Annotated in this window: 7 protein-coding genes and 2 pseudogenes; all 9 read right to left on the bottom strand. The window is 58.4% G+C overall.

The window, feature by feature from the left end:
• Nucleotides 1-847: 847 nt before the first annotated feature.
• The 9 genes and pseudogenes from F8561_RS02955 to F8561_RS02995 all read right to left on the bottom strand — a co-directional run bounded on the left by F8561_RS02955 (nucleotide 848) and on the right by F8561_RS02995 (nucleotide 5935).
• Entirely contained in the window at nucleotides 848-967 is a 120-nt protein-coding gene (locus tag F8561_RS02955) for a type I toxin-antitoxin system Hok family toxin (protein ID WP_223156217.1), read from the bottom strand.
• Nucleotides 915-1064 (bottom strand): annotated as a pseudogene (locus F8561_RS24305) (DUF5431 family protein); the annotation flags it as partial. The pseudogene F8561_RS24305 and the gene F8561_RS02955, both read right to left, overlap by 53 nt.
• Nucleotides 1065-1233: 169 nt before the next feature.
• Complete coding sequence (locus F8561_RS02965; RefSeq protein WP_023327673.1) at nucleotides 1234-1608, bottom strand: hypothetical protein; 375 nt, start codon at nucleotides 1606-1608, stop codon at nucleotides 1234-1236.
• 55 nt (nucleotides 1609-1663) lie between these two features.
• Nucleotides 1664-1990: a hypothetical protein gene (locus tag F8561_RS02970; RefSeq protein ID WP_023327674.1), complete on the bottom strand. Its 327-nt coding sequence runs from the start codon at nucleotides 1988-1990 to the stop codon at nucleotides 1664-1666.
• Nucleotides 1987-2715 (bottom strand): plasmid SOS inhibition protein A, encoded by a 729-nt coding sequence (locus F8561_RS02975; protein ID WP_033147101.1) that lies wholly within the window; start codon nucleotides 2713-2715, stop codon nucleotides 1987-1989. Before F8561_RS02975 ends, F8561_RS02970 begins: the two co-directional genes overlap by 4 nt.
• Complete coding sequence (gene psiB / locus F8561_RS02980; RefSeq protein WP_023327676.1) at nucleotides 2712-3146, bottom strand: conjugation system SOS inhibitor PsiB; 435 nt, start codon at nucleotides 3144-3146, stop codon at nucleotides 2712-2714. Before psiB ends, F8561_RS02975 begins: the two co-directional genes overlap by 4 nt.
• A gap of 37 nt (nucleotides 3147-3183) precedes the next feature.
• The gene (locus F8561_RS02985; RefSeq protein ID WP_033147102.1) at nucleotides 3184-5196 is read right to left on the bottom strand and encodes a ParB N-terminal domain-containing protein; all 2013 of its coding nucleotides are present in this window, start codon (nucleotides 5194-5196) and stop codon (nucleotides 3184-3186) included.
• Nucleotides 5197-5263: 67 nt separating this feature from the next.
• Nucleotides 5264-5629, bottom strand: coding sequence for a hypothetical protein (locus tag F8561_RS02990; protein WP_023327678.1), 366 nt, complete (start codon nucleotides 5627-5629; stop codon nucleotides 5264-5266).
• A gap of 43 nt (nucleotides 5630-5672) precedes the next feature.
• Nucleotides 5673-5935, bottom strand: a pseudogene (locus tag F8561_RS02995) (hypothetical protein).
• Nucleotides 5936-6412 lie beyond the last annotated feature (477 nt).

Below are 6412 nucleotides of genomic sequence, written 5' to 3' on the forward strand. Positions count from 1 at the left end.
GTCCATCTCCCTGGTGAGTTCTCTCGCGGCAAAGGGCAAAGGAGCAACGGCGAAGGGCGGAAGGAAAGGGGCGGAGACTAAAGTTTTTGCGGCACGCAAAAAGTTTTGGCGGAGTGCATTTCACCCCTTGGATGACGACCCGACGGTGCTACAAGCAGCCCTCCGCGTGAGGACACACGGGGGATGGCTTCACCGGGGGAACAGGATGCACACACCCGACACGTCGGAACGGCGTGGCGCCATTAAAGCGACGGCATCAGCCGGCGCGGTGAAGGCGTTCCGGACGGCACGGCCGGAGAAGCCGCAGCCCTTGACCTTCGCCATCAGACCCTAGCCGTATGGCCCGAAACCCGGAGGGGTTCGGCGGAGCCCGGCGGATGCGCAGCGGCCGCCCTGGCGGAGTGGGGCTCGACGACCGGACAGCAGCGCTGGCCGGGAGCCGAAGGGGGCCATCGCCCTGCCCTGTTTTCGGGTTATGGCCACGGAGCTGCAGCTGAGGAAGTTAACCAGCAGGACGACGGATATGACGCCCGGGATGAAGAACACAGGGAAAACCAGGCTGAAGCCAGATACAGGCAGGTAACTAATGGCGCGCTGACTTCAGCAAAATCAGGCAGGAGAGAGGGCAAGGCGGAGGGAGCAGAGGGGCAGCGCCGAAGGCGCGTCCCCCTTCCCCCGTTCCCCGCAGGGGAACAGACCTTCCGGGTTGTTCATGCATGCGACTGCACCCTTCGGGATGGAAAAAGGGGCTACCGGCGAACCGGCAACCCCTTCATAAAGGCGCTTCAGGCATGTCCACACAGTCTCAGCCCCTGAATGGCGGGGGGGGTCCCCCCGCCGGGGTTAGCTACTTAGCGGATTCGTAAGCCATAAAAGCTGCCACCTCCCTGTTCGTGTCCCTGTATCGGATTTCGCAGAGCGATTTCCGTGTCAGGTAAGTGAATATCAGCAGTGTGAGACACACTATTAATACGCACCAGAGCAGGGTATTTCGTGGCAGTTTCATGGCCTTCTTCTCCTTGCCTTGCGGCATCTAAGAGGCTATCCTGATGTTGTCTAGGCATACAGGTGGCCTCGTGGGTTAATGAAAATTAACTACGGGGCTTTCTGCTTTCTGCCACACAACACGGCAACAAACCACCTTCACGTCATGAGGCAAAAAGCCTCAAGCGCCACGTCGATTATACCGGGCAGGTGCTCTTTCTTACCAGGTATATCCACGCTTTATGCTGCTTAACGCCTGAAATATCTCAGGTATCCCCATCCCGCGATCACTACGCCCGTGACCAGCGCAAGATTGGGCAAAATGACGTCAAATGCACTTACAAATTCGGCATCAGAATTACCCTGCCCCCAGAATGCCAGCTTGTACCCGACGCCCCAGACAAAGAAGATGATCCCGGCACTCAGAACTCCGTATTTCATTACGCCGAGCAGGATTTCATTTAACCAGCCAGGCGGATCACGCCATGTGATGACCAGAGCTATTAGTGTGCAGATGATCTGGCCTGCATAATAACCAGGCGTACCATGCCATTCTGGCGCAGCATGCTTAACGATTAAATAGAACAGCACGTTCAGGAAGATAACGAGCAACCAGTACCTCATAATTCTGCTTTCCTTATATGTTTTGTCTGAGCAGTCAGACAACATTGTATCTGATTCATCGGGCGGACTTGCCATTGAAATATGCCTGACTTGCAGCCAGCTCACGCTCGATTAACTCATCGGCAAACAAAGGGGCAACACGATTAATCCGTGCCTGCATATTGCGCCTTCTCACTGCGGCTTTCCGTTCATCGCTCCAGCGCTGGATCTGTTTCTGACCGAGAAAATCCACGCAAACAGCGTAACCTGAGCCAGCAACCCAGCGTGCCATCACCTCCTCAGGTGCCGCCTGCCCTGCCTCCACGACAACTGAAACCAGCTCCAGTAGACCTGGGCAGGGCTTGTGCGGCAATTTCCAGCGCAGGGAATAGCGCCACTTCATACACCGCTCCGGTCAGCCAGCTTATTTGGCACCTGCCAGCGTTCAGCGACACGAACATGCTCAGGTGTTTCTCGGACAATAAACGGGATTTCATACATCACTGTATACAGCGGCTCACCGCTGATGCGAAGCCAGTCAAGTTCCTTCAGCGACGCGAACCGCGACTGCCAGCGCCAGAACGGTCCGGCAAGCTCTGCCGCGTCAAACTCGTCGCTCCACCGGGTGTACCAGGTGCAGACGGTTTCCGGAGACTGAAAATTCAGGTCAATTTTCGCCTGCTCCAGCAGGTTCTGGCGCAGTTTCCAGTGCTGTTCGTACTCACGGGACTGGCGGCGCAGCTGGCGCGTGGTCTTAATGCCGGACCGGTGCAGCCGTCGACCCGTGCGGGTGTGCATGACCTCAGGAAACAGTTCGGCCTGTACGTCAATCGTGAGCGGCAGCGGGCAGGCTTCGCCACTGGTGGCGATCATCGTGTTAAGCGCCTCCTCGACCTGTTTCAGGTTCGAATGACGGTTATTTGGCACCCAGTGCAGGCCAGGTATTTTACTGGCCACCGTGGCGTTGAGGCGTCCGCTGCCCGTGAGAAGACGCAGAAAGGTACGCACATACGGCATGGCGGGCAGTCGTGCGCCGCGTTCGCGGGCAGACTCAACATGGCTGATAGCCTGTATTGCAGCCTGACGGGCGGGCTTCAGGGAAACGAGCGCGTGTGAGGATGGGATCATGCTGTCACATCCCCGCTCATCAGGTTCGCCACGGTGCGGGCAGTGCAGTTAAAGCGGCGCATACCTGCCAGCTGCGCGATCAGCTGGCTTATCCGGTCAGGCTGTAGCGTGTCACTCTGGTAAAGGGTACGCACCACTTCCCCGCCGGAGGAGAGCAGTACCAGAAGCCAGTAAGGCGAGACTTCGCCGGGGCTGCACACGCACAGATGCCAGTCATCGCTGCCGTCCGCGCTGAAGCGGCACTGGACGGGGAAGAAGCCGCCGAACTCGCTGCGGTATTCGGCGCAGACGCGCCATCCTTCTGGTGTCGACAGGAGGCCGGTCACGGTATCGCTGAGGGCGCGGCGCGCGTCCTCGCCCTGCTGACGGATAAACTCCAGGTCGGAGGCGGTCAGTTTGTTGATTTGGTTCAGGTCATATTGCATAGTCATGTCTGTTCCCGCCGCCCGAAGGCGGCGGCCTCCGGTATTAAGCAGCGTGGTCAGTGGTGTGAGCGTCGGTTTCGGTGGCTTCTTCAGCCTCAGCGGTTGGTGATGTGCGCACCATCCAGTCAGGCAGCCAGCCCTGAGCATTCAGATCCTGCTCGGCGGCCTTCGCCGCATCGCGGCGCTTGAGCTTCACAATCTCTCCGGCGCGGGCACTGAGTCCGGCTTCTTCGTAGGCTTTGCCAATCTGGGCGATGGTGAGCTTGCCGAAGTAGCTCTCAGCATCCGGCTGCCACCATTTGCGCAGGTCAAAGTCCAGCGCCGCTTCCAGCCCGTCCAGTTCGCTTTTCTGCGTATGGTTGTACATACGTTCCTGAATACCGTTGATACCGTGCGCGGCACAGAATCCCAGCAGGGTGTTCACCTGCTCCGCTGACCATGAAAGCAGCCACGTGAAATCGAGATGCCAGTTTTCGGGCAGCGTTGCCTGAAGCGCCTCTTTCTGCGCTTTGAGCGCCGTCAGCGCCTTCCCTTCTTCACCGGATGGAGCCAGTGATGCAAGGTGATACTGATTCGAGGACACGGAGGCTTTCAGCGGTTCGCTGCGTTTACCGTAGCTGCGGTCAAACATACTGAGGCACAGTGTCCACGTCAGCAGCGCCACCGATACGTCGGGACGACCCGCCAGTTCGGCCTGAACGGCGAGAGTCCGTTCGGCTGACATAGCTTTTACCAGCGTTGCCGGATAGGCGTCGGCGGGAATTTCAGGCGTGGTGTGTCTGATCACATTGCTTTCACGTTCCTGACGCGCCTGTTCTTCAGCTACCCGGTCTTCGTCGGTCAGCTTGCGGATACCAGGCTGAACCTGAAAATTGCTACCGTCCCATGACACCCAGATTCCGTGCGCGGCGCGAAATTCCGGCGTGGCTTCGCGGTACTGCGCCTCGCAGTAAATGTCATCGATATCCTGCTGAAGCTCGTATTCGTAATCGTAGCTTTCAGTGGCATCCCTTTGTTCTTCCAGCTCACTGACGCGCTTCTGTTCTTCTTCCGTCAGGACAGCTTTCGGCATCGCAAAACGGTACTGTTCACCGTCCTCACCGCTGGCACGCAGTTCCGTCATACGGAACTCAGCCCAGCCCCAGCCCTGCTCCTGCTTAACGCGAGCGGCGAGCACGGTGAGCTTGCCAGCCAGCAGAGATTTCACCAGCGCCGCATCGGCAAAGGTGCTGTCCCTGTCGCTGAACAGGTCGGCGGTCAGCGTACCGCCAGCGGCGGTATAGGCTTCCTCACCCACATACTCAAACATAGGGTGACTGATGGCCATCTTGTCGTCGGTCACCATTTTGCGCAGAGTCTGTACGGCAGGATCGCGCCACTGTTCAACAGCCTCTTTCCAGACCTGCTCCTGACGCTCATGAGTATCAGCAAGTGTCAGGACTTCACACTGTTCAAGGGAGATTTCATCCCGCGCCAGCGCATCCAGCAGGGAGGGGGCAAGATTCGCCAGCTTCAGGCAGCGCTGAACGTGGCGCGGGTGATAGCCCATCAGTGCGCCGATCTGAGAGGACGTTTTACCTTCCTGCTGAAGGGTACGAAAACCGATAATCTGCTCGGCGGGATGCATGTTTTTACGTCGACCGTTCTCGATCATCGAGGCCGCCACAGCCATCTCAACGGGCAGGACTTTCACCGGAACAAACGGCGTGTCTGCATCGAGCACACCGCGCATCACCAGAATGCCTGTGCCTCTGCGGCGACCTTCCCCGCCGACAATGCCGATCGTACCGTCCGGCAGTTCTGCACCGATCAGGTTCTGGAGGATGCCCATTGCCTGAATGCTGTCTGCCATCTCTTCCACTTCCTGATCGGTATGCGGAATGATGCGCGTGTTTAAGTCAGTGTGTGACAGGCGGGAGTACGGGAAGATTTGCACGGGCGTATCAGCGAGCAGCCGGACGAGCTTCTGCTCGGTAGTCTGCGCGATTTTCTCCGCTGTCTTTTTCGCAGAGGTGGATTTCGCAGTTTTTTTTGCCGTAGTATTGGTGGCGGCCATGATTTTTACTCCTGTGTTTAAGTGATGGTCCGCCGTGGCCGGAGTGCGATCCGGTCACGGCACCCGGTTAACCGGTAATACGTTTCGGGTGTGCAGCCAGTGCTGCAAAGGACGGATAGCCGTCGAGTACCTGCATCATGACTTTTGCCCCTTCCAGCATCGCTTTATCCGTTTCGCTGGCGCAGTTTTCACACACGTTGATCGTTGCAAGAATCCCCGATTTCACATCTGAAAAACGCTCATACATGCGGTTGCTGAACAGGACGCGTTTGCCTCCTGCCATCACCTGCCAGTTGTTGCAGTCGTTAAAGCGGGTGTCCACGTTGTCAAACTCGACCACGTGGGTGTCGCTGGCCTGAATGCGCAGCAGCTTCACGATTTCGGTGCTCTGCCCGACCTTACGGGTCGCCGGACGGGTGTTAAGGTTCTGCATGTTTCCTCCTTCTCTGGGTTAAGGCCGGACATCCGGCCTCCGGTTAAAGCTGCACGTATTGCAGGTTGCGTTTCAGTTCAATAAGAAAATCCGGTTCAAACGACCAGGCGTGCCAGTTAAGCGTTCCGTTGGTGCGGATCTCCACCTGAACGTCGCCGTATCGGGACACATCGCGGTGACCCCCGCTTTCAGCGAGGTGGCCTGAGCCACCCACTCCCGTGCGACAGAAATAGGGTTTTGTTCTTCCCCCATCTTCCTGGAAGATTCCTGAGCGGCGGTTTTGACGTTGACGTTTCGTGTGTGCATCCTGGTTTCTCCTGTGGTGATGGTTGTCCATCTCCCTGGTGAGTTCTCTCGCGGCAAAGGGCAAAGGAGCAACGGCGAAGGGCGGAAGGAAAGGGGCGGAGACTAAAGTTTTTGCGGCACGCAAAAAGTTTTGGCGGAGTGCATTTCACCCCTTGGATGACGACCCGACGGTGCTACAAGCAGCCCTCCGCGTGAGGACACACGGGGGATGGCTTCACCGGGGGAACAGGATGCACACACCCGACACGTCGGAACGGCGTGGCGCCATTAAAGCGACGGCATCAGCCGGCGCGGTGAAGGCGTTCCGGACGGCACGGCCGGAGAAGCCGCAGCCCTTGACCTTCGCCATCAGACCCTAGCCGTATGGCCCGAAACCCGGAGGGGTTCGGCGGAGCCCGGCGGATGCGCAGCGGCCGCCCTGGCGGAGTGGGGCTCGACGACCGGACAGCAGCGCTGGCCGGGAGCCGAAGGGGGCCA

It is taken from the genome of Enterobacter sp. 198, from assembly GCF_009025585.1.
Lineage (GTDB): Bacteria > Pseudomonadota > Gammaproteobacteria > Enterobacterales > Enterobacteriaceae > Enterobacter > Enterobacter ludwigii.